General features: G+C 58.5%; 19 protein-coding genes. 14 read left to right on the top strand and 5 right to left on the bottom strand.

What is annotated here, in order from left to right; all coding sequences use genetic code 11:
- The 4 genes from LCF59_RS10790 (at position 1) to LCF59_RS10805 (ending at position 3695) form a co-directional block, all read left to right on the top strand.
- On the top strand, positions 1–840 hold the full coding sequence (locus LCF59_RS10790; protein ID WP_292287475.1) for a sulfite exporter TauE/SafE family protein: 840 nt from the start codon (positions 1–3) through the stop codon (positions 838–840).
- Positions 837–1508 carry a FadR/GntR family transcriptional regulator gene (locus tag LCF59_RS10795; protein ID WP_292287476.1) on the top strand — a complete coding sequence of 224 codons (672 nt, stop codon included), beginning with the start codon at positions 837–839 and terminating at the stop codon, positions 1506–1508. The genes LCF59_RS10790 and LCF59_RS10795 overlap by 4 nt, the downstream gene beginning before the upstream one ends.
- 37 nt (positions 1509–1545) lie before the next feature.
- Complete coding sequence (locus tag LCF59_RS10800) at positions 1546–1893, top strand: integrase core domain-containing protein (RefSeq protein ID WP_292287477.1); 348 nt, start codon at positions 1546–1548, stop codon at positions 1891–1893.
- 62 nt (positions 1894–1955) lie between these two features.
- A complete protein-coding gene (locus LCF59_RS10805) occupies positions 1956–3695 on the top strand; it encodes a hypothetical protein (protein ID WP_292287478.1) in 1740 nt (579 codons plus the stop codon).
- 151 nt (positions 3696–3846) lie between these two features.
- Here LCF59_RS10805 and istB read toward each other — a convergent pair whose 3' ends face one another.
- The 5 genes from istB to LCF59_RS10830 form a co-directional block, all read right to left on the bottom strand.
- Complete coding sequence (gene istB, locus LCF59_RS10810; protein WP_292287479.1) at positions 3847–4635, bottom strand: IS21-like element helper ATPase IstB; 789 nt, start codon at positions 4633–4635, stop codon at positions 3847–3849.
- A 14-nt stretch (positions 4636–4649) separates the two neighbouring features.
- A complete protein-coding gene (locus LCF59_RS10815; protein WP_292287480.1) occupies positions 4650–5579 on the bottom strand; it encodes an integrase arm-type DNA-binding domain-containing protein in 930 nt (309 codons plus the stop codon).
- Positions 5580–5699: 120 nt separating this feature from the next.
- Complete coding sequence (gene fliD, locus LCF59_RS10820; RefSeq protein WP_292287481.1) at positions 5700–7349, bottom strand: flagellar filament capping protein FliD; 1650 nt, start codon at positions 7347–7349, stop codon at positions 5700–5702.
- 64 nt (positions 7350–7413) lie between these two features.
- Positions 7414–7758, bottom strand: a complete 345-nt coding sequence (locus LCF59_RS10825; RefSeq protein ID WP_292287482.1) for a hypothetical protein — start codon at positions 7756–7758, stop codon at positions 7414–7416.
- Between the two features lie 25 nt (positions 7759–7783).
- Entirely contained in the window at positions 7784–8353 is a 570-nt protein-coding gene (locus LCF59_RS10830; protein ID WP_292287483.1) for a hypothetical protein, read from the bottom strand.
- Positions 8354–8427: 74 nt separating this feature from the next.
- Between LCF59_RS10830 and flgB the strand changes: the two genes are divergently transcribed.
- From flgB to flgK, 10 genes are all read left to right on the top strand, one after another.
- The gene (flgB, locus tag LCF59_RS10835; RefSeq protein WP_292287484.1) at positions 8428–8814 is read left to right on the top strand and encodes a flagellar basal body rod protein FlgB; all 387 of its coding nucleotides are present in this window, start codon (positions 8428–8430) and stop codon (positions 8812–8814) included.
- The gene (gene flgC, locus LCF59_RS10840; RefSeq protein WP_292287485.1) at positions 8814–9233 is read left to right on the top strand and encodes a flagellar basal body rod protein FlgC; all 420 of its coding nucleotides are present in this window, start codon (positions 8814–8816) and stop codon (positions 9231–9233) included. The genes flgB and flgC overlap by 1 nt, the downstream gene beginning before the upstream one ends.
- A gap of 12 nt (positions 9234–9245) precedes the next feature.
- Positions 9246–9941, top strand: coding sequence for a flagellar hook capping FlgD N-terminal domain-containing protein (locus LCF59_RS10845; RefSeq protein ID WP_292287486.1), 696 nt, complete (start codon positions 9246–9248; stop codon positions 9939–9941).
- Positions 9942–9975: 34 nt separating this feature from the next.
- Positions 9976–13950, top strand: coding sequence for a flagellar hook-basal body complex protein (locus tag LCF59_RS10850; RefSeq protein ID WP_292287487.1), 3975 nt, complete (start codon positions 9976–9978; stop codon positions 13948–13950).
- A 50-nt stretch (positions 13951–14000) separates the two neighbouring features.
- Positions 14001–14768: a flagellar hook-basal body complex protein gene (locus LCF59_RS10855; RefSeq protein ID WP_292287488.1), complete on the top strand. Its 768-nt coding sequence runs from the start codon at positions 14001–14003 to the stop codon at positions 14766–14768.
- Between the two features lie 74 nt (positions 14769–14842).
- On the top strand, positions 14843–15631 hold the full coding sequence (flgG, locus tag LCF59_RS10860) for a flagellar basal-body rod protein FlgG (protein ID WP_292287489.1): 789 nt from the start codon (positions 14843–14845) through the stop codon (positions 15629–15631).
- Between the two features lie 10 nt (positions 15632–15641).
- Positions 15642–16292 carry a flagellar basal body L-ring protein FlgH gene (locus tag LCF59_RS10865; RefSeq protein WP_292287490.1) on the top strand — a complete coding sequence of 217 codons (651 nt, stop codon included), beginning with the start codon at positions 15642–15644 and terminating at the stop codon, positions 16290–16292.
- Between the two features lie 10 nt (positions 16293–16302).
- Complete coding sequence (locus tag LCF59_RS10870; protein WP_292287491.1) at positions 16303–17436, top strand: flagellar basal body P-ring protein FlgI; 1134 nt, start codon at positions 16303–16305, stop codon at positions 17434–17436.
- 23 nt (positions 17437–17459) lie between these two features.
- Entirely contained in the window at positions 17460–17780 is a 321-nt protein-coding gene (locus tag LCF59_RS10875; protein ID WP_292287492.1) for a rod-binding protein, read from the top strand.
- A gap of 5 nt (positions 17781–17785) precedes the next feature.
- Entirely contained in the window at positions 17786–22102 is a 4317-nt protein-coding gene (gene flgK, locus LCF59_RS10880) for a flagellar hook-associated protein FlgK (RefSeq protein ID WP_292287493.1), read from the top strand.
- Positions 22103–22104 lie beyond the last annotated feature (2 nt).

Genomic DNA, 22104 nt, shown 5'->3' on the forward strand with positions numbered 1-22104 from the left:
GTGGAAGACCAACTCGCGACCTTCGTTGTGACCATTGCCTTGCCTGCAATCGCAGCCGGTATCGCAGGTGGCACCCTTGCGGGTCTGCTTGGAGTAGGGGGCGGCATCGTCATCGTGCCCGCTCTTTACTTCGCCCTCTCATTGACTGGGATGAATCCAAGTCAGATCATGCAGTTGTCGGTGGGCACATCGCTGGCCACCATCATTTTCACTTCGATCAGCTCATCGGTGGGACATTACCGGCGCGGCGCTATCGATTTCGACCTCCTCAAACTCTGGGGGCCATCAATCCTCGTTGGCGTGCTGATAGGCGGAATGCTGGGCGGCATTGTCTCGGGACTGACACTGATTGCCGTCTTTGCCGTCGTCGCGCTCTTGGTCGCGCTCGACATGATCTTGCGAGGCGGTGGAGAGATAGATGCGCCGCGACGCTTTTCCAAACCTGTCTGGGCATTCTTTGGCGTGGTGGCAGGAGCTATTTCCGCAATGATGGGTATCGGCGGTGGCACGGTCTGCGTGCCGTTGTTGAATTTTCTGGGCTACGAAATTCGTCGCGCCGTTGGAACCTCGGCTGCGATCGGGTTCATCATCGGAGTGCCTGGCGCGGTCATCTACGTTCTGACGGGACTCGGCCAAGCAGGCCTGCCCCCACTCTCGTTGGGTTACGTCAACCTTGCAGCGGCGGCCATCATTATCCCTCTGACGGTCTTGTTCGCACGCGTTGGGGTTGCCATTGCACACAAGATTCCCCGCAGGGCGTTACGGCTGACCTTTGGACTTTTCCTGTTGTTCACATCGGGCCGCATGTTCTTTGATCTTTTTGCCGCTTTGGCCGTATGACGGACGAAGAAGACCTTTTCAGGCAGCTGAGCCATCTCATGCAGTCTGGCGAGGTGGCGATAGACGGTCGCCTGCCACCCGAGCGCGAATTGGCCGAGCGCTTTGGTGTCAGCCGTTCAAAGTTGCGGGTGACGCTGGAACGTCTTGAGGAAGAAGGTACGGTTTATCGGCGTCAGGGTCGCGGAACCTTTGCCGCGCCGCCGGTATCGCAAGGGCACAGTGCCCTTACCCGGATAGCACGTGAAGTCACCCCGCAGGACATCATGGAGGTCCGGCTCGAGATCGAACCCGCTCTCGCCGCCCATGCAGCCGCCCGGGCGCGACGCGGAGATCTCGCGCGGCTTGAACAAATGATGCTGGCGACGATCGACACTGGTGAACGCGCAGCCTACGAAATCGCCGATGACACGTTCCACTACAACATCGCGGTTATCGCTCGAAACCCTCTTTTTCTTGAAGTTTACGACTCGATCCGCACCGTTCGGAAACTTGCGACCTGGGCCAGTCTTCGGCGCGAAAGTCACACACCGGATGTAATGACCCGGTTCGGCGAGCAGCACCGTGCCCTTTTCAACGCGATTTCATGCCGCGACAGCCAGCAAGCCGTTCGACTTATGCAAGAACATCTTCTCGATGTGAACAGATTAGTCCTGCGTGCTTCGCCCTGAACGATAAAATGAATCATCATTCGGTCTTGAGTCGCGCATGCGCCGGGCGCTCTTGAACGAGACCAAGTTCCAAAACGTGGGCCATGCCCGCAGCGTGATCCGGGATTGGACCGCCGATTTCAACGAAAAACGCCCGCGTTTGGCACTTGGCTACCAGACGCCCAAGGCATTTGCCGCGCAACTTACCGCCGCACCCGACATCTGGGCCAACCTGCGCATCAACCCAAAGCGCTCCAGTCTCAACTGGATCAAAGTTCAGTCGCAGATCAGTCCCTCGATCCGGGGTAAATGTTCGCTACCTCATGACGTTTCTTTAATCAGGCGTTTTGCGAAAACCAGACGCATAGATTTACCTGAAAGCCGGTGCGACCTCCGTTCGTTGTAAGGGGTTTGCCTTTCGCTGAGGTCGCGGATGCAAGGTAGTGCTTTTCAGGTGAGGAGTATCTGATGGTTGATATAAAGCCCCCGTTTTTTTCAAACACTGGCAGTCCCCCGTCCGAACGCGGCCTGACGACGGATGCAACATCGCGACAGGCTGACGCGACCGTGAACACCCATACAGCGGCAAAGACTCAACGTGTGGCCGACAGCGTTGATACCCGGATTTCCGTCAAGGCCCGCATTCTCAAAGCTGTCAGCGGCTTCAGATCATCGGTTGGAGCGGTGAACGGGACAGACTTCAAGATGACAAGCACCGCCCCAAGGACCGCGTCCATTGGGATGGAAAATCCGGCGCTCGCCAAGACATTCACTGCAAACATCGCCATACGGCAACTGGCAGCGCCCCAGATAACCGTGTTCAGACTGGCCCAAAGCGCAACACCCGACACGGTATTGCAGTCTACTGCCGACCCGGTGAGGCTGACCACCGTACAAGCGGGCCAGCAGCCGGGGCAATCGCAACAGGCTGGACAGACCTTGGTTATTAGCCCTGACAACGATACGCTCAAGGCCCTTGTACAAAGCCTGAATGGCATATCGGGGATCAAAGCGTCGCTGTTGCAAACAAGGGAGGGGCTGGCGCTTCTGGTCAAAACCCGGTCGGGGTCCCTTAACGCGCTGGAGCCAGGCTCCATCGTCGCACTGCGGCGCCTGTTGCAACCCGCCTTACCATCGGGCGGCCAGCTCCTTGTGGTGTCGACCGGAGGGATTGCAGCCAAGGACACGATGGGCGATCTGAATGGCAGGCCCTTCGTGCATGCTGCGACCGCGATGGACACCCTTTTGCCGGGCTATCACATCACCGCCCATGCGCCCGGCCTGGCACGCCTGCAATCCGAGGAAACCATAGCGTCCCTGCAAAAACGCGTAGCGACGTTGCTGCGCGAGATGAACACCCTGATCACGTTTCTTGTGAATACGGCGCAACGCGGCACGGGTGTGGCAACGGCCTCGTCGCTGTCAGATCGGATGATCGCGCAAGTCTTGCTTGATCGGCTGCGCAAGATTGTGTCGCGACCCATCCATGGCTTTAGATCCGACCCAGTTTTTCCCGCCGATCTGGGGATCGGATTCGACGCTGCAGGGTTTATGAAACTGGAGGAAGGTCGGTTCACCCGTATGGCCAAGTCCAAGCGTGAGATGGTCGCGGCGATCCTCGGACCCGACGCAGGGCATGATGGCGCCGCGTCACCGCGGGACGGGCCGCACCTGTTGCATGGGGCCGTCCATCGGTTGGTCTATGACCCGACGCACACCCCGGTTGTCGCCACGTTGAACGGAATACCACTGGCCACGGGACAGGATGCTCTGGGGCGGCCAGTTTTGACCTTGCGCAGACAAACACAAGAGGTTTCCATCGTGTTAAACGCGCAGGAGCCGATCACCACGGACATCGCCTATGGCCAAAGCCTTTTGGACCAGATGACCGATTTTGCCACTGCGGTTCTTGATCCCGCCGATCCTTTGCTGCGTGCAGACCCGGCAGCCGATGGCATGCCCTACGCTGCCGAACCCGAGGTCGCACAGGCAGATGCCCTGGTTGCTGCCATGAACGTTCGGCAGATCGTCCAAGACGACGCGGTGCAAACGAATGCCATCACCGCGCTGCCCCCCCAAGTGGCAGAATTCATGGCCTACTTGTTGTGGATCGGGCTGTTCATTCCCGATGTCAAAATAGACCGCCGCAAGAAACGCCGCACCCAGACGCCCCGTGGCTGGCGACGCAAGCGCCCCGACCCGAGCTGACCGCCCGGTACTGCACAGGGCTTGCCGCGGGTCCGCGCGGTAATATGGGCCAACCATCAAGCAAGGACAAACCAGGCTGTTCTTGAAGAATGGCGTTGGTCAAACGGCGCCGGGGTTAGCGGTTTTTGCCCGTGCCGGGAAAGCGCCTGCCTCAGGTCCTGCGGCTGAATACCTGCGCAAAACCGGGCTTTCGCGTTTCGTGCGGCTCTTCATGCATGGTCTTGCGCAGCGAGTGCCCCTCAAGTTCGAACCGCTGGGCCTGATGTACCAGTCGGTCCAAAATTGCGTCCGCAAATGTCGGATCCGCAATCGTGTCGTACCATTTTGCGACGGGCAACTGACTGGTGATGATCGTTGATTTCCGTCGGTACCGTTCGTCAACGAGTTCCATCAGGTCGCGCCGCTCGGTCGGTGAGAGCACATCCGGCCCCCAATCGTCGATGATCAGAACGTCCGCACGAACGACCTTGCGGAACAACCGGTCAAAATTGCCGGCCTCGCGGGCTGCAGCCAGATCGGCAAAAAGCTGTGGCATTCGGTAGTATAAAACCGGATGATCCTGACGGCACGCTTCAAAGCCCAATGCGCAGGCAAGGTATGACTTGCCCACACCGCAGGGTCCTGTGATCAGAATGGACTTGCGCGACCGGATCCATTCGCCATCCCGAAGCTTTTCGAACTGCGCCCGATCAAGATTGCGCTGAACCTGAAAATCAACCGTGTCCATCGTTGCGCTTTCATCGCGCAGTTTGGCTGCCCGCAAACGGCTTTGGAGACGGCGGGTATCCCGGATGGATTTCTCACGTGAGGCCATCAGGCTGATCCATTCGCTCGGATCCTGAGCACGGCTTGCGTCATGTGCGAGGAGTTCCGCATAGACATCCGCCATTCCATCAAGTTTCAAGGCGCGCAACATCTGGTAAGTGGGGTGATTGGGCATTCAGCCGGTCCTTTTCAGTAAAAGTAATTGGCGCCGCGAATATTCGCATGCGCCATATCAGAGGGGTCAGAATCCGTCTCGTCCATATCCATGGAACGTCTGGCCTGTACGTGTGACATCACTCCGGTCAAAGACACCTCACCGGCGTCAAGGGCTTGTGCACAGGCGTCGTCAAGATGGTTGTCGCTGGTGTGTTTCAAGGCCAAAATCCCCTCGCATCGGCGAAGCGCGATCACCGATTTGGGGTCTTCGTTCAAAACATGTTCGATCAGGGCCAGTACATTCGGCCCGACCCTGCGCGCCTCGTCACAAAGGCGTTGAACTTCGGATTGCGATACCGTGTCTTGCGCGGCCTGAGAAGGCGGTCTGTCGGTGGGACCGGCCCCATCCTCGGACCTTTGCGGTTTTTGCGACGTCGGGGTTTGCTCTGGGGCCGGTGACGTGTTTTGCGTCGTGGCGGTCAACCGGTCGGGCTTATTCGTAGCGGTGGTTGGCGTTGGCTTTTTCTGTTCCCTAGTGGGATCTTTTGACACGACCTGGGGTGTCCGTGCAGCGGCCTTTTTCTTTTGTGGTTTTGGCGCGCGCTTGACTGGGGCTACCTCAGGAGGAGAGGCATCCGCCGGATCGGCAGATGCGAAGCCGGCGCTTTTCCTGCGTTCCGCCAGACTGTCAAGGCGCGCACGGATCGCCTTGGTGTTTTCCTGCCGTTGTTTGGCCACAAGATCGCCGCCACTATCGACCATGTTTTGGTTTTCCGCCGCCACCCTGCGCGCGTCCGACATCGACAGCCCCGGGAAATTTCCCAGAACCACCTTGCGTGGCTGACCGTTGATCCGGATGTGTTGCACCCAGATTTTCTCGCCATTGCCGCGAACGCGCAAGAACACACCGGCACGCCATGTTTCGTCGCTTCGGCGTTGCTGCCGACCGAATTTTGCATTCACGGGTCTTGATCCTGGCTTGTGCGACACGGGCTTATCATCCTCAAGCATGAGCCCGATCCCATGTGGTCATATTACCGGCATCCTAACCGACCATGCGAAAAGGGATCTTCTGATGCGACGTCAATTGTCGCTGTTCCATGAATCCATAAGCGACTGCATGTATTCGCCGGTCTTGTTAAGGCTGGTGATGACCGCCTCCATGCGACCGAACTGTATATTGTAGCGTTCCGTCAGGGCCGCGGCCTTTTCGTCCAGGGTTTCCAGCGACAGTTCGAATTCCAGCAAGTCTTCGCCAAGTTGCGTTTCTCGGCGTGCCAGAACGCCGTTGCGGCCAAGCAGCTCTTCGGCATAGCTGCCCATCTGGTCCACAAGGCTTGTGCCGTAGCCCACGGTTGTGCTGATAGCGACGTCCTGATCAAGTGTCATGACCATGCCATTGGTGCCGTCGTTGGTCGACCGCAGGACGATTTGGCCGGCGTTGTTGGTGCTGACGGTCAGGGCCTCCCCATTCAGCGTTGCTGTGGCGGGTGACGTCGCGGGATCGTAGACCAGATCGTAGCGGCCTGGCTCCGGTGGCGCGAATGACAGGCCGGTGACTGAAACCCGGTCGTCATCGGCACTGTACTGTGTGGCGAAAATCGCCTGTGCCATGTCCGGGTTTTCGGAAATGCGCGTGTCGAACACGGACTCGTTGAGGGTCAGGCTGCCATCCCGTTCAGTCTGGATGCCAAGCTGGGCCAGAAAGACGGGCTCGTCACCAAAGCCGGGGATCGGTTGTGTCGTAATGCCCCTAAGGCGATCCAGCACGGATTGCGCGGATCGGTCTCCGGCCAGCGGCCCCGGTTCGGCCCCGTTGAGACCGCGCTGCGTGGCCGTCTCCAGATAGGATTTAAGGGCGTTCACTTCGGCCAAGAAACCGTTGACGCGGTCTTTGAGAGAGGCGCTTGTTTCTGCCGATGTCAGGTTGGAGGTTCCGACGGCATTCAAGGTCAACGTGTGACCTGCGAACAGATCATCAATCTCGTTCGACCCACGCGTGATCTGAAGCCCGTCCACGTTGAAACTGGCGTTTTTCGCGACGGTTTCCGCGGTGGCGGCCCCGAGGGGGTTTTTTGCGCTGTCGGTTTCACCGTCCACCGCATCTGCGGTCATGCCGAGTGCGGTTTTCACGGCTGTGATCGAGTTCGCGTCAAGCGCGCTGTCGATGCCGTCTTCCGCCTTCACGACCATCGCAAGACCGTTGCCGGTATCAAGCAAGGACGCGGTCAGGCCTTCGACGCCGTTGATTGCATCCGCCAGCCCGCCAAGAGTGGCCGCGTTGGTGCTAATCTCCGCGGTGCGGGGGTCTGTCCAGGCCGGAGTATCCAGGGAAATGGACCCGGTGGAAACGGCAGTGCTCCGGGTTGTGTTGGCATCGAACTGAAACGTCAGCACCTGCGGCGAGGCGAGTTCCTCAACTTCAATAGCTGCGGAAATGTCCTTTGCGGTGGCTTCGTTGGTCACGTCGATCGAAACGGCACTCGACGAGCTGCCCGCGCCGCGAGAAGCGGTTTCGGCGGCGCGCGACATGCCGTCCCGGAAAAAACCGACCTCCTGGGATAACTGCCCCATGGCGGAGATCGTGGTATTCGTGTCCTCGACCCGGCGCTGCGTCAACGAGCGCTGGCCACCGGTTTCCGCCTCCACAAGGCCAGACACGAGGCTTTTCAACTCGATCCCGCTGCCCGAGCGATTGAGTGTCGATATGATGTCTGGTCTGGTGTCGCTCATGGTATGCTTCCCCTATCTGTTCAGTAAACGGCGGTTACGGTCGCCGGTTTAGCGATACAGGTGATTACATCCGGAAGTTGGCCTGCTTGCAGGCGTAGGTTTTGACGTTGTTTCTGAGCGTCGTGGTGACGGCCCCAGTCTGGCGGTTGATTCTGACCGTGCCGTCTCCCCATGTCGCGGTGATCTGGTTATCGTCAGAGGTGGCGATGGTCACTTTTGCCGGTGTGCCGCCTTCGACCGTTCCTTGCTTTCCGACATCGGTATCGCTGAAATCGATGCGACTGAAGGGCGCGCTGACGGCAGAGCAATCGTAACTTTCCTGATTGAAGCGGGTCATGCTGGCGCAGTCACGCAGGCTTCCGGTTAGAACAAGCGCGGTGATCAACAGTCCGATGAGTGAATTGGCCATGCAGCAAGTCTCCGGGTTCGCGTGATTACTTGACGTTTTCGGGGTCTTCGGGCGTGTCCGGCGTCTCGGGGTCTTCGAGGACTTCGCAAACTCCGCGCTTCGCAAGGTTTGTGGCGGACTGTGTTCTGACCTGAAACTCGCTCCCCTGGGGCAATTCAATGCCTTCATGAATATACGTCTGGAGAAGCCGCACTTTTATCGTTGCTTCCACCGGTTTTGTGTCTGAGGCGGTGTCGGCTTTTGGCTCGGGGTCTGAATCTGATGGGTCTGCCACATGTGCCGACAGCTGTTGTTCGGTGCTGGCTTGATTGGCGAAGACTTCACCAAGGGTGGTATCGCCGGCAACGGGCTTGCCAAGCTGGCAGGCGGTTGTTCTGGCACGAAGTACTTTTATCCGTGTCCGCATGATCGCCAGCCGGGTAGCGGGGTCTTCGGTGTCTGGCAACATGTTCGCGAGCACTTCGACCGCGGTCAGGGCAGGCGTGTCGGCAAGATGCTGCAACAACTTGTCCGTTACAGGATCGGCCTTTTTCGACGGGGCCGCGTTTGGTGGCTTTTGCGGCCTGCGCGGCGATGGGGCGATTTTTTCGGGCATTCCGGTCTCCGGCTGAGATTTGGCATTCAACTTGCAAAACTCGGACCAGAAACAGGACGTCACGGACGAAATTCATGAATGCTCTCAAGGACCACATTTCCTTTCAGGCCTCAACGCTTGTGTTGCGCGAAAAGCGCAACAACTTGCTGGCATCCAACATAGCGAACGCAGCCACACCCAACTACAAGGCGCGCGATATGGATTTTGACCTTGAAATGGCGCGGCAAAACGGCGAAAGCCCGGTGCGGATGTCGAGTGCGCGGCATGTCGACGGGCTTGCCAGCATTGGCACGAGCGGCGTGAAATACCGCCAGCCGCTCAATCCGTCTTTTGACGGCAATACAGTGGAAATGGCGGTAGAGCAGATGGAGTTCTCGGAGAACTCCCTTCGCTACATGACGACGCTGACGTTCCTCAACAAACGTATTTCGGGCCTGATGACGGCGATCCGGGGGGAATGATGGCGGAACTTAAAAATATATTCGATATCGCGGGCCGGTCGATGGCGGCGCAGCAGGTCAGGCTGAACACGGTCGCGTCAAACATAGCCAACGCCAATGTCAGGTCGGGAACGGCCGAAGCGGCCTTTCGCCCCTTGCGCCCCGTGTTCCAGACATATTTCGAGGGCGGCCGGCGCAATGCACAAATGGCCACGACGGATGTGCGCGATGTTGTAGAGCTTGATCGTGATCCGCAGCAAATTCACGACCCCGGACATCCGCTCGCGGATGAGCAGGGCTTTGTTTACGTCTCCACGGTCGATGTGAATGACGAGATGGTCGATATGCTAGAGGCAAGTCGGCAGTACCAGAACAACCTTGAAGTGGTCACGACGCTGCGCACGCTGATGCTGCGGACCGTGAACATGGGCAAGTCTTAAGGAGTCAGGTGAATGGACGTCGACAACAAAAGCCTCGCGGCGCAGAACGCGCTGCTGTCAAAGTTGGGGATCAGCACGACCGACGCAAAGAGCGCAGAGACGAAAGATGAGCTTGGGCAGGCAGAATTTCTGCGTTTGATGACTGCGCAATTGCAAAACCAGGATCCGTTTGCGCCCATGGACAACGGTGATTTCATCGCGCAGATGGCGCAGTTTTCGTCGGTTGCCGGGATCAGCGACATGTCCAAGACGATGTCGGGTATCGCCGAGCAGATTGACCAGTTCAGGCTGGCGTCTTCTGTCAATATGCTGGGGCATTCGGTTTTGGTGCCGGGCGAAGTTGCGCGGGCCGATAGTGACGGCGAAATTCACGGCATGCTGGATCTGGAGCGCGCGTCGCTGGATACCCGGATCAGCTTTGCGGACGCGGAAACCGGCGAGCTGCTGCACACGCTTGAACTGGGGGGGCGTTCCAGCGGGATGTCCGGCTTTGCCTGGGCAGACCTGCCCGAGCGATACCGCGATGGGTCTCGCGGTGTGCGAATGGATGTGTCGGTAAACTATGGCGATGGCCCTGAAAGCCTGATGCCGAATGTCTTTGCCGAGGTGATTGGCGCGTCGGGCGCACGATCAGCTGGAAACGCGACTTTGGAGGTCAGGGATTACGGTGATGTCAGCGCTGCGGAAGTGCTGCGCTTCCGACTGTAAATCAGCGCACATCCAAGAATAACAGGAGAGAAACATGTCCTTCTACACTGCTTTGACGGGCCTCAATGGCGCACAATCCGACATATCGGCGACGTCGAACAACGTCGCAAATGTCGGCACCACGGGTTTCAAGCGTTCACGCGCCGAGTTTGGTGACATCTTTGCCACCTCGCCGTTGCAGAACAACTCATCCGCGATCGGTTCGGGCGCGATCCTGAAGGGGGTCAAGCAGCAGTTCACGCAGGGCAACATCGCGTCCTCACTGAATGCACTGGACATGGCGATTTCCGGCCAGGGTTTTTTCGCGCTGAAGCCCAGCCTGACGTCTACCCAGGTGGTCTACACGCGCAATGGCTCGTTCAATGTCGACAACAATCGAAACGTCGTGGACAGCTCGGGACAGTTCCTGCTGGCCTATCCGGTCAACGAAGACGGGTCGGTGACCGCCAAGGATATCAACAGCGCCTCTCCGTTGCGGTTGCCGGTGACATCCGGTGATCCGCAGGCGACGTCCATGGTTGATCTGGCGGTAAATGTTCCGGCCAGCGCGGATGTGGTGACCGAGAAGGAAAAATTCGCAGACGGCTACACTTTTGATCCCGAAGATCCCGAAAGCTTTACGAATTCGACATCATTCACGATCTTCGACGATCTGGGCAATCCGACGATCGCGACGGTCTATTTCATCAAGACGCAGCGTGCGACGGCCGACGATCCGACCAACAAGTTCGAGACCCGCCTTGTCATCAATGACGAGGTTGTGCCGCCCGATCTGGTGCCGGCTGTCACCAGCTCTGACGAGCAGATATTTATTGACCGGTTTGGCAACCAGACGACTTCGGTGCCGGACGACAGCTTTACCCTCGAGGGAAAGAGCTCTCCGCTTTACAAGCTCGATGAGCAGAATGACCGCGTGCCGTCAAAGCCCGCGGCCCTGACCGGGCAGGAAAGCAGCTTCAACTTCGGGGATGAGGGTACGGGCGAAATCGAAATTGTCACCGACCCCATGCAATTCGGGGCCACGTATGAAGCAAATCCCGACGCCAACCAGGGTGTTTATTGGGGGCGTGATTTTCTTCTGGTGAACATCGACGACGGCACGCGTCCAGTGAGCATCGATGTCAGGGCGGGCCGGTATAATGCCGAGCAGCTGGCCGCCGAGGTGGAGCGGGCGATCAACGCGGCCCATGACGATGCCCGCAAGCTTGAGATTCAGAAAGGTGTGGATGACAAGATTTCCTTGCAGCTTTTCCAGCCAACCACATCCGGAGATGCGCCGGTAGACAGCGAGCCGCTGGAGGTTGATCTGCTGCAACCGTCCTTTGTTTCAATCCAGGCCGGGATGGATTTGTCGGAAAGCACGTCGCCAAATTTCGATCTTGATGTGTTTCTTGCCCATGCGCAAACGCGCCTGAACGAGACTTTGAACAGTGATCTGGGTTCGGGTTTCGTTCCGGGCGCGTCGGACAAGCAGTTTGCGCAGTTGACAGGCGGGGCCAAGATATCCGAACCGCCAGCGGACCCGGAAGTTTTTGACTTCAAGTACACCACGCGCGATCTGGGTGTCACTACTGTGTCCAGTTCATCAGACAGGTGGGGGGTCGCCTATAACAGCGGAGAATTCACGGTTTCCGATTTGGGTGGGACGTCCGTTGAAGGTGATGTAACCATCACCTTTTCTGACCCGGCCCTGACTGACCTGACCGTGGATATCGCGGCTGATGATGATGAAGCCGTAGTATTGGAGTCAATTGAAGCGGCGCTAAAGCAAACGGATTATTTCGGCACGGTTCTTTTAACTGAAGCTAGCGGTTCGACGCCGGCCAGAGATTTTGCCATTCCAAAAGACCGTCATTTGGCCTACACAAATGTCGGAAATCGACCAACGGTGGGCGTGTATGATCAAAAGCTCGCAGTTGAAGATGCAGCAGACACTATAAGCTTTGACTCCCAAAATAACCGTTTGGTTATCACAATGGATGATATTGCAGCCGGTGACTACAATGTCGGAGATACGATCCTGCTCATGGGTGCGGATGAGGATGCTGAGGCGCTAAATGGCCGGAATTTCCGGATTACGGACATTGACGTAGACAATGACAAGATCGAAATTGCAACCGGTGGTCTTGGGCTCCCTGAGGGCGATATAAACATTTCTGGCGGAGGCTACTTTGTGCTGTCCGGACGATCCTCGGATGTTGAGGCCTATTTCGAGGGTGCGGATCTAAGTGTAGAGGGGTCTGCCACAAGCTTTAACAATCAGCGGCTTGTTGTGCGCGAAACGGATGCCGCGCGTCATGGGTATAGCGATACTGATCTGAATACGGACTTCTCTGTCAATATCTTTAATATTGACCCTACGGGCAACGTGACCGATTCTGACGCGAAAGCCGCTACACTTGGTCTCGATAATGGCACCACAGCCATGGCTTGGGTGGATGAGTTGAATCCACCCATCGAAGTCGCATATGATGCCGCGACGCAAAGTATTGTCTTCAATGTGGATCACACGACATTGGGGCCGGGCGGCGCAATCAGCAATCTGTCCGCGATACAGGTCTCTGGTGGCAGCGACTCGGGCGTGAACGCCTTTGGTCTGGCCGGCAATTCCTCTCCACGGGTCGAGATCACCAGCGCGACCAGCGTCAAGGGGCAGCCTTTTGTCTTTGACGGGGCGAACCTGGGCGATGGTCCCACGCGGTTCGGCGCCAAGGTCAGCTATGACCGCGAGACACGTGCCTTTACCTTTGAAAGTGGGACGACTGGCGAGGCGATTACACAGGACAAGGCCTTGGGTGTTCCGACAACGCAACAAGCCTCTAATATCCAGGTTGGTCGCTATGAAATTGATCCGACAACAAAGTCCGCGCGTGTCGGAGCAGGAACTATTGACCTCGCGTCGCGTGTGCTGGCGTCGGGCGAAAACGATCTTATGGGCGTGGGCAGCAGCAAGAGTGTCAGCTTTGCCGAAGGGACGGGCCTTCAATCGCTCCCGGCCCGTGCAGTGGGCGCGCCGGCGACCGATCCGTTGAATTCCAACCCCGTTTTCCTGAACCCGGCGAACAAGGAAACGACATTCAATGTGTCTGTCGACGGAATCAACGCCGTGATCGACATCCCTGGCGGCAACTACATCGGATCGAGCCTGGCCGAGCGGCTTCAGGAACGTATCAACCAGATGCAGGATCCCATCACCGGCAATACAATCGGTGGCGTCACCGTGCGGTACCAGCCGGACGACAACAACTTTGTCTTTACCACCGGAACAACCGGAGATGAATCGACCATCCGGGTCCGGGGTCCGGCCAAGCTTGGTCTTGACGATGTTCCGCTCGGTATCGGAAGCGTGCCGTCGATCGCCAACCTTGTCCAGGCCACCAACGAAAACGGTGTCCCTCTGTTCGTGAACGAAAACGGCGAGATCGTCGACTCGGAGCCGGACAATCTTGTCGAGGGCTATTTCCCGCTTTACCTCAATGAAGGTGAGCTGACCTTTGACAAGACGGGCCAGTTGATCAGTCCGCAGGGTTTGACCCGCTACGAAGCGCAAACCGAGACGTTCTCGATCTCGCTCGATATCGACTATAGCGACTCGTCGCAGTTGGCGACGCCCTTCGTGGTCAATAACCTTGAACAGAACGGCTTTACATCCGGTCGTCTTGACGGGTTGGACATCGATGCCACGGGTCTGTTGCGGGCCAATTACACCAATGGGCAGAACAAACCGTTGGGCAAGATCGTGATGGCAAACTTCAACAACCAGAACGGCTTGAAACAGGTCGGCAATGCAACTTTTGTCCAGACGGCCTCGTCGGGGGATCCGATCATCGGGGAAGCCGGAACCGAAGGGTTTGGGTCGATCCAGTCCGGTGCGCTTGAGCGGTCGAATGTGGACATCACCGAGGAGCTGGTCAACCTTATCACGGCGCAACGAAATTTCCAGGCGGCGTCCAAGGCGATAGAAACCTCGACGCAGTTGACCCAGACGATCATCAATATCCGTACATAAAGGTCGGGTCGGCGCCTTTGGCGCCGGTCTCTTTTCATCAGGGGCAGGTCATGGATCGCAATATCCACATCGCACTCAACAACATGCGCAACATCGGGTCCGAGTTGCGCGTGAACGCGCAGAATATGGCCAACGTAAACGTCCCCGGATTCCGCTCGGATCTTGCAGTCACGCGGCAGGCGCAGTTCCTGGAGGCGTTCGACCAGTTCCGCTCACGGGTCTACAGCCAGCAAGCCGACACATCCCTGTTTTCATCCGAGCCGGGAAACCTCCAGAATACTGGCGAAGATCTTGACGTGGCGATCCGCGGCGACGGGTATTTCTTCATTGAACCGGCAACGGGTGGGGACAACGCCTTGTCGCGGCGCGGTGATCTGGGATACGATGCCGAGCGGTTTCTGGTCGATGGTGCTGGCAATCGCATTCTGGACACCGGATTGGCGCCGATTCAGTTGCCTCAGGCACGGCGTATTGTGATCCAGGAAACCGGGCAGATCGACCTTGAACTGTTTGGCGCCCCCGAAGGCACCCTTGTGCCTGGGCCGATCATCGCGACAACCCTTGCCGAAGACAGCGTTTTGGCCAAATCGCCGGATGGCCATGTCCGTGCCGCCGAGGGTGAGGACGGCTTGCCACAGCCGGATCAGCGGGTGCGGCTTGCCCAGGGATCCCTGGAAAGCAGCAACGTGAACTCGATTGCATCGCTTGTGTCCAACATCGAAAGCCAGCGCCATTTCGAGATGAGCGTAAAGTTCATCTCCCTTGCGAAGGAGATTGACGAGGCCACCAGCCAGATCATGCGCCTGCCCAATGGCTGATTGACGGCTGGCTGCCCCGCGTTTGGCATAAGGCTTGCAGTATTTCGTGAGACGCAGATTTTACGGAGCTTTTGATGTCCTCCAACGCAATGCACGTTGCCAAGACGGGTCTGAACGCGCAGCAGACGCGCATGCAGGTGATCGCCAACAACCTGTCGAACCTGAATACGGTCGGCTTCAAGAGTGATCGCGCAAATTTTGAAAGTCTTCTTTATCAGGTCAAGCGTTCTGGCGGGGATCAGACATCCGAGGGTACCGCGCTGACCTCGCCGCTGGCGCTTGGCACCGGCGTGCGGGTGGTCAATACTCAAAAACTTCATTCCCAAGGCGGGATGGTCAACACCGACAACTCGTTCGATCTGGCAATTGACGGTCAGGGCTTCTTTCAGGTTTTGATGCCTGATGGCCGGGTGTCATATACACGAAACGGGTCGTTCTCGCGGAGTGTGGATGGCGCGCTGACGACCGCAAGTGGGTATGTCGTGCAGCCCGAGATCACGATACCCGAGGGCGTCTTGGCGGTGAACATTTCGCAGGACGGCATTGTTTCGGTACAGGTTGCGGGTCAGAATGCACCTCAGGAAGTTGGACAGCTGACGCTGGCATCGTTTGCGAACCCAAGGGGCTTGCAGCCAATCGGGGAAAGCTTCCTTGTGGAAACCGCCGCAAGTGGCCAGCCCGCTGTGGCTGCACCTCAGGCGCAGGGCCTTGGCAAGCTGGTGCAGGGATCTCTTGAATCGTCCAATGTCAATGTAGTTCAACAGCTCGTTGAAATGATCGAAACACAGCGCGCCTATGAAGTCAGTTCCAAGGCGATCTCGTCGTCTGACGAGATGATGCGCTATATCTCCAACAACTTGTAAGGCTCTGATCATGGGGTACCTTCGTCACGCTCTCCTTTGCCTTGCCGTTGGTCCGCTGGCTGCTTGTTCCACCTATGTCGAGGATCGGGCCAGCCGTGCATTTCAGCCGGTTACCCAAGAGTCGAAAGTGCGCTCCGGCCCGGCGGACGGCAGCATCTATCATCCCGGGGCAACAGGCCTGTTCGCGTCTCAGCGGCGAGCGTCCGATGTGGGGGACGTGCTGACCGTGGCGCTGAACGAGTCCTTTCAGGCCAGCAAGTCGCAGACGGCGTCTGCTGGGAAGACGGAAAACGTGACGGCGCAGCTACCGGGATTCCTTGGGATTGGCGAACCGGAATTCGGGTCAGCCCAGACCTTTGAGGGCACGGGAAGCGCAGAACAGTCCAATTCGTTCACGGGCTTGGTAACGGTCAGTGTCATGCGTGTGCATGGCAATGGAAATCTTGAAATTCTTGGTCAAAAGAAGCTGACCCTGAACAATGGTGATGAATACGTCCGCGTCAGCGGCATTGTCCGACGAGAGGATATCGGGCCGTCCAACGTGGTCAATTCAAACCGCCTGGCCAATGCGGAGATCACGTATATCGGTGCGGGCGATGTGGCCGATACCGGGCGCCGGGGCCTGTTCCCGAAACTGTTTTCCGCGCTGAACCCGGTTTGAGGTTGTGCTGATGCCCTCTGCCCGCAATTTGCTGTGCGTGTTGGCCATGGTCCTTGCGACATTGCCCGCAAGCAGTGCCATTGCGGACCGGATCAAGGACCTCGCCAGCGTCGCCGGCGTGCGCAGCAACCAATTGATCGGCTACGGTCTGGTTGTCGGCCTGTCTGGAACCGGGGATGAAGACCTTGGCATAACGTTGCAATCGCTGCAATCCATGGTGTCGCGTTTTGGCATGGTCACCGAGCAGATCGACATGGACGGGACCAACGCGGCCGCGGTCATGGTGACGGCAGACTTGCCGCCTTTTCTAAAGCCGGGGCAGACGCTGGATGTCACAGTGTCCACACTTGGCCCCGCCGAGTCGCTGCGTGGCGGCACGCTGTTGATGACCCCGATGCTGGGTGTTGATGGTGAAACCTATGCCATTGCGCAGGGCAATCTCGTTGTGGGTGGGCTTGGTGTTACGGCGAATGATGAATCATCTTTGACGGTCAACGTACCGACGGTCGGTCGCGTGCCGCAAGGCGCGACGGTCGAGAAGATGGTCGAGAACCCCTTTATTTCAGGCGATTACCTGGTGCTGAACCTGCACCGGGCGGATTTCTCGACAGCGAGCAACGTGGCCGAGGCAATCAACGTGGTGTTTGGCGACAACGCCGCGGTGCCGATTGACGCGGCCTCGATCCGGGTGCTGGCGCCTTCGGACCCGGAGCAAAAGGTGTCGTTTGCCAGTTTGATCGAACAGGTCGAGGTGCAACCCGCAGAGCCTGCCGCGCAAGTGATAGTGAACTCTCGGACCGGCACGGTGGTGATCGGTGGCAATGTCCACGTAACGCCGGCCGTGATCACGCATGGCAGTTTGACGGTGCGTATCCGCGAAGACATGGACGTGACTCCACAGAACGAGACGATCATAACCGATGACGCCGTGGTGAATGCGCCGGGCGAGCCGGTCCAGACACCGGAAAGCGAGATCACCGTGGACGAGCCAGAGGCCCGCGCGTTCGTCTTCGATCCTGGCACTGAGCTCAGCGATGTCGTGGATGCGATCAATGCGATCGGCGCCACGCCGTCTGATCTCGTGGCAATACTGGAGGCATTGAAGGTGGCGGGCGCCTTGCGCGCGCAGCTGATCATAATCTGAGCCAACAAAAAGGCAGGGCCGACATGACTGATATCAGTTCCACAGCATTGGCGATGACCGTCAGCACATCCGGCCAGGCCGAGCGCGGCAAAAGCCCCGGGACGTCGCAGGACACCAAATTGGACGATGTCGCCAATCAGTTCGAGGCGCTTTTTGTGAAAAGCATCCTGTCCAGTGCCCGATCCGCGAAATTGGCTGATCCATTGTTAAACAGTGAGGGCAGCAAGACGTTTCTTTCGATGTTAGATCAGGAATATGCAACCGCCCTGGCAAAGCGAGAGTCGTTGGGGATAGCTGAAGCCCTGATGCGTCAGTTTCAGCCATCAGTCGACAGTGAGGACTAAGCTTAATGGCCAGCTTGCTCGAAATCGGAAGGAGCGCGATCAACGCACAGCGCGAAGCGTTGAACGTCACCGGTCAGAATATCGTCAACGTCAACACGGAAGGCTATCGCAAGCGCGATGCCAACCTGTCCGAAGTTTCCGGTGTTCAAAGCGAGTTGACTGCCCTGACGGCGCAAACCGGGCTGGGTGTTCAGCTTGGCGAGGTGCGGCGCGCTTATGACTCTTTTCTGACCGAAAGCAAGCGCACGGCGTCGGGCCGGTTCGAATCTTCGGATGCGTTCGTGCAAAAGCTTGAGCGGTTGCAAAACACCGTTCTGCCGAATGACGGCGATTTGGGATCGACCCTGACCGCCTTTTTCGACACGCTCGGTGAGGTTGCCGCGCGTCCTGGTGATCTAGTGCCGCGCGCTGCCGCGATGGAAATGGCTCAAACGGTCAGCAACGCATTCAACACAACGGCGTCGCTTCTGCAAGAATTGGGCGATGGCACGTTCGACGAGATTTCAACACGGTTGAATAAAGTGAACCAGAACCTGAGCGCACTTGCATCCGTCAATGGCAAGTTGCGGTCATCAAATCTTGGGGGCAATCCGCCCAATACGTTGCTGGATGAACGGGACCGGCTGATTGATGCGCTGTCCGCAATGGTCCCGGTCAGCGTTTCGATCGGTAATCGCTTTGAGGCCGAGGTTCGTCTTGGCGCTTCGGATGGCGGGCCGCTTATTGTGACTGGCGAGGACAGCAAGGTTCTGGCGTCAGGGATCAGCGATCAGGGCAACATCTTTTTCCGGGTTGGGGCGGGGCAGACCGTTTCGCAGCTGGAAACCGGCGGCTTGCGTGGTCTGGTCGACGCATACGGAACCACCCTGCGCGCGAGCAACGAGTTGGACATGCTGGCGCGGAATTTCAGCAATGGCATGAATGCGCAGCATGCGCAGGGCATAGACCTTGAAGGTCAACTGGGCCGTGAGATGTTTGCCGTAGCACAGTTTTCGCCGACGCTCGGTCGCGCGAACGAGGGTACGGCTGAGGCGACGATACGTCTGGTTCCCGGCCGGGCCGACAGCCTTGACCGCATGCAAATGAGCTATGCGGCATCCACGGATCGGTGGATCTTGAAGGATGATACCGGAGCCGAGTTGGCGACGGGGCGGACACGGCTTGAAATCGACGGCGCGGTGATCGACGTGACTGGGACGCCTGCGGATGGCGATACCGTCACCTTCACCCGCGATCCGGGCGATGCGTCTCGGATCGCGTTTCTCTTGAACCGACCCGAAGAAATCGCGGCGTCGTCCACCACTGTGATCTCACCGAAGACGACCAATCTGGGATCAGCCACTTTGACATCGCAAGCGGCGGAGGGCGAAAGCTCGGGTATCGCGCCATTGACGGATGTATTGGCCAACAACCTGTCGCCGGTGGCGGCGCAAGAATTGTTGCGGGGCGGCGTGATCGGCAGCATCCCGCGCGGGACCAAGGATATCAGCCTCGCCAGCCTGGCCACGCAGACGACCGCATCCATAGCGGCCAAGGTCGACGCGGATATCGGGGCATTCACCCTGACGCTGGACGGCGTGGATCACAATTTTGCCGTGCAACCAAGCGACGTCGCCCAGACCAGCTGGGAGACGGGCGCGGAAATTGCAAAATATCTTGATATGGGTGTGTTCAAATCCTCGGTCGCGGGAGAGACCCTTCGGGATCTGGGTGTAAGCGTCGCGGGGTCGGCCACCGGGTTGGCCTTTGCATCCGACGGATCGCGCAGCTTGACCGCAGCCTCCGCGGTGTCGTCTTCGGGGTCGTCGATCGGTGCCTCCGTGACACAAGGGCAGGAGGCGTCGGATATCCGGGTCTTCACCCGAGAGGGCCGGCAGATCGCGGGTATACCGCTCAATACGGATGAGGTTGCCAATCTTCTGACCATTGATAACGGCTTTGCAAGGGAAGCGGAGTATCGCGCGGACTACAATTCCGCAGCGGGGGGCGTCGGCTATCGCGGTATTGATGTCACGCAAAGCCAGATCGGCGCATCGCCGCTGACAGGCGGTGCGCAGAAGGTATCCGCCAGCCTTATCGGGCTTTCGGCAGCGACCGGAACAACGCTTTCGGAAGGCAATGTCGGGATTTCCTCGAACAGCGCTGTCAACCAGACGCAAGGTCAGACGATCACCCTGGATATGGCCACAGGCTTTGTTCGGTCTGCCACGATCCCTGCGGGGGCTGATGCCGCCCTCGTCGCGGATCGTGCCAACGAGTCCTTCGCGCCTGTTGGTGTTCAGGCCAATGCAATGACGGCGCTGCGCCTGTCGCTTGATCCGTCGGCCACGGATGGGTCGGTTCAATTTGATCTTGCCGGTCTTGATGGCGCTCCCTTGACGATTTCGGCACAGATAAGCAATGGCGATCTGAATGCACTGGTCAGCGCGGTCAACCGTCTGAGCGATGACACCGGGATCAAGGCAGAATTGTCGTTGTCCGGCGATGCGGTGACGTTGATTCAGGACGATGGGTTCGACATCGCCATCAGCAACATTTCCCCGAACGGTGTCGGTTTCGGCGCGGTTGCCCTCGATCAGGAATTCAAACCGTTGAGCCGTGGCGAAACTTCGACATTCGCCAGTCCGTTTCTGAATGAAATGCGGGTCAGCGGCACCGTCTCGTTCCTCAGCACGTCCGAATTCGCGATCAGCAGTGACGCGACAGGGGCCGAGACTCTGATCTCCGACTCCGAGCCGGTAACGGGTGGTCTGGTGGCGCGTGAGTTCTCCAATGGCGGAACAGCGGCGTCGCTGATGTTCAATATCGACCCTATGATTGACGGACCCTCGACCAGTGTCGACGGGACCAACGTGCATGCGCCGTCCGCGCGCTACGAGGCGGCGGTGACCGCTGACAATGGGCCGAGCTTTACCGGCATCGTATCGGCTGCGGATTTGGCGGCAGGCACCCTGTCTGGCGATGGGGTCGCACAGGCCATGGCGGCCGAATTGCGTGCACAGGCCCCGGTGCCGGCCCTGACAGGCGCTGCGCGCGCAATCGGGGATTTCCCGCCCGTGGGGACGACGTCGCGCTTCACGCTCGGCGGTGCGGAGTATACCCTGACACGGGTCGACGGCGGTGACCCGACCCGCCTGACGGCCTTGGATTTCGAGATCACAGGCCCGGAAAACGGGCGTTTGGTCCCCCGTGTGGATGAAGTGAACGGCGATTTTGCGCTGTCACTTGATGTCGTGGATGGTCAGTTGTCGGGCGCAGGCCCTGTACCCGTGTCGGAATCCACGGCGGCACAATTCGGGCTGAGCACCGCGCTGACGACGCCGTCATTGCAGGGGCGCGCCATCGCGTCGAATCTTGCTGATGGGGACTACTCGATCGACGTATCGCTGAATGGGGTGTCGGCCAGCCTGACCGTAACGAAGTCGGAAACTGGCATAACCGTTACTGTGCCCCCAGGTTTGGCTGAAAGTCTGGACGCAGGGATCGAGGCGGACGCAGAAGGTAACGACATCCTTGTTTTGAGTGCAAAACAGCCCGGTCTCGGGCAGTTAAGCGTGACAGGCGGTGACCACGCAACCGCGCTTGGCCTCAAGATTGGCACAGTGGACCTGACTGTTGATGCCGGCGCGCTGAACGCCCGTAGTACGACGGCTTCGGCGATTGACGTGGTGGCGGGTGCGACCAGCGCTGCCGGATCCTATCTGCACCTGACCGACCTGCCTGATGAAGAACTTATCGTCGTCATGGGTGATAGCGGTGCCAAGCGGATCGCGGCCCAGTTCGAGATTGGTTCCCCAGCTGGTGCTGCGGACCGCAAACAGGAAAGCTTCCGGGTCGAGATGATGGACGATGGCACCGGGCGCGTTGAACTGTTTGACGAGGAAACGGGCGCGTCGATCGCGACGCGGACATCAAACGGTCTGGCGCGTTTCAACGTCTCGGGGCAGGATGTCGAGCTGTCGGGATTTGCCGAAACAGGTGATACTTTCACCTTGGTGACGGGACGACGGTCGCCGGGCGATGCCCGTAATCTGGACGAGATGTTAAGCCTTGGCCAACAGCGGACTGGATTTACAAGCTATCAAGACGAATTCCGCTCCATCGCCGCAGGTGTCGGCGCCACACTTGACGCAGCGCGTTTGACCAGAACGTCAAATGAAGCGGTTTATGAAGCGGCTGTGGCAACGGAAAGCGAACTGAGCGGGGTGAACCTTGACGAAGAGGCCGCCAAATTGATCGCGCAACAACAAGCATATCAGGCGGCGGCACGCATTCTGCAAAGCGCGCGTGAGATGTTCGATACCCTTATCCGGATTTCGTGAGG

Source organism: Marivita sp., from assembly GCF_020055675.1.
Lineage (GTDB): Bacteria > Pseudomonadota > Alphaproteobacteria > Rhodobacterales > Rhodobacteraceae > Marivita.

What these genes read in the sequence shown, in the direction of transcription:
- LCF59_RS10845 (WP_292287486.1), top strand. Translation starts at nt 9,246, where the DNA reads ATGGACGTCGACAACAAAAGCCTCGCGGCGCAGAACGCGCTGCTGTCA.
- LCF59_RS10830 (WP_292287483.1), bottom strand. Translation starts at nt 8,353, where the DNA reads ATGCCCGAAAAAATCGCCCCATCGCCGCGCAGGCCGCAAAAGCCACCA.
- flgG (WP_292287489.1), top strand. Translation starts at nt 14,843, where the DNA reads ATGTCCTCCAACGCAATGCACGTTGCCAAGACGGGTCTGAACGCGCAG.
- LCF59_RS10870 (WP_292287491.1), top strand. Translation starts at nt 16,303, where the DNA reads ATGCCCTCTGCCCGCAATTTGCTGTGCGTGTTGGCCATGGTCCTTGCG.
- LCF59_RS10865 (WP_292287490.1), top strand. Translation starts at nt 15,642, where the DNA reads ATGGGGTACCTTCGTCACGCTCTCCTTTGCCTTGCCGTTGGTCCGCTG.
- LCF59_RS10800 (WP_292287477.1), top strand. Translation starts at nt 1,546, where the DNA reads ATGCGCCGGGCGCTCTTGAACGAGACCAAGTTCCAAAACGTGGGCCAT.
- istB (WP_292287479.1), bottom strand. Translation starts at nt 4,635, where the DNA reads ATGCCCAATCACCCCACTTACCAGATGTTGCGCGCCTTGAAACTTGAT.
- LCF59_RS10850 (WP_292287487.1), top strand. Translation starts at nt 9,976, where the DNA reads ATGTCCTTCTACACTGCTTTGACGGGCCTCAATGGCGCACAATCCGAC.
- LCF59_RS10875 (WP_292287492.1), top strand. Translation starts at nt 17,460, where the DNA reads ATGACTGATATCAGTTCCACAGCATTGGCGATGACCGTCAGCACATCC.
- LCF59_RS10855 (WP_292287488.1), top strand. Translation starts at nt 14,001, where the DNA reads ATGGATCGCAATATCCACATCGCACTCAACAACATGCGCAACATCGGG.
- LCF59_RS10805 (WP_292287478.1), top strand. Translation starts at nt 1,956, where the DNA reads ATGGTTGATATAAAGCCCCCGTTTTTTTCAAACACTGGCAGTCCCCCG.
- flgC (WP_292287485.1), top strand. Translation starts at nt 8,814, where the DNA reads ATGGCGGAACTTAAAAATATATTCGATATCGCGGGCCGGTCGATGGCG.
- fliD (WP_292287481.1), bottom strand. Translation starts at nt 7,349, where the DNA reads ATGAGCGACACCAGACCAGACATCATATCGACACTCAATCGCTCGGGC.
- LCF59_RS10795 (WP_292287476.1), top strand. Translation starts at nt 837, where the DNA reads ATGACGGACGAAGAAGACCTTTTCAGGCAGCTGAGCCATCTCATGCAG.
- flgB (WP_292287484.1), top strand. Translation starts at nt 8,428, where the DNA reads ATGAATGCTCTCAAGGACCACATTTCCTTTCAGGCCTCAACGCTTGTG.
- flgK (WP_292287493.1), top strand. Translation starts at nt 17,786, where the DNA reads ATGGCCAGCTTGCTCGAAATCGGAAGGAGCGCGATCAACGCACAGCGC.
- LCF59_RS10825 (WP_292287482.1), bottom strand. Translation starts at nt 7,758, where the DNA reads ATGGCCAATTCACTCATCGGACTGTTGATCACCGCGCTTGTTCTAACC.